1 pseudogene is annotated in these 874 nt (G+C 41.3%); it reads right to left on the reverse strand.

Annotated elements, in window-relative coordinates:
• A pseudogene (locus F972_RS15990) lies at positions 1-874 on the reverse strand (hypothetical protein); the annotation flags it as partial.

The following is an 874-nucleotide window of genomic DNA, read 5'->3' on the forward strand; positions in this document are numbered from 1 at the left end:
CCGTCTAAAGTGCTGATTGCATTTTTATTGGTGGTAATTTTGCCATCCAAAGCGGTAACTTCATTTCCAACTCGGGTATCTAAAGCTGCAACTGTCGTATCCACACCATCTATACGGGTATTAATCGTATTGGTGCTGGTTGTAATCGCTGTATTTAAATTACCTACTTCAGTTGTGACTCGACCATCTAATGCTGTAACACTGGTATTGGTCGCATGTAACTGTTTACCTGTCACTGCATCTTTAGAGTTTGCGTCTAAAGTCGCATCTTTCAGATTGGTAATTTTCGTACCATTTGTACCGCCTGCCAAAGTAATTGTATCTTTGGTTGCAGAATCATACACAACCGCATTGGCTGAAATGCCACCTAGACCGCTTTGTAAAGCTGCAATGTCGTTGGTATTGGTGATGACTCGACCATCAATTCCTGAAATGGTTGTATTTAAAGTTCCAACTTCATTGGTAATACGATTATTCAGTGTTCCAACTTCTGCACCAATCTTGGTATTTAAGGTAGTCACTTCATTGCCGATTCGGGTATCCACACCATCAATACGGGTGTTAATCGTATTGGCACTATTGGTAATGGCTGTATTTAAGTTGCCAACTTCTGTACCAAGTTTAGTATCCAGTTTACCAACTTCCACATCGGTATAACCTTTTGCATCAGTTAAGGTATTCGCCAATCCTGTGGTTAGCGCGGTTTGATCTGCTTTTAAAGCTAAGCCCGTGTCTGCATAGGTTTTGGCATCTACCAATGTATTAGACAAACCTGTGGTTAGCGCGGTTTGATCTGCTTTTAAAGCTAAGCCTGTGTCTGCGTAAGTTTTAGCATCTGCCAATGTACTAGACAAACCTGTGGTTAATGCAGTCT

The sequence above is a fragment of the Acinetobacter sp. CIP 102529 genome, from assembly GCF_000368325.1.
In the GTDB taxonomy this organism is placed as follows: domain Bacteria; phylum Pseudomonadota; class Gammaproteobacteria; order Pseudomonadales; family Moraxellaceae; genus Acinetobacter; species Acinetobacter parvus.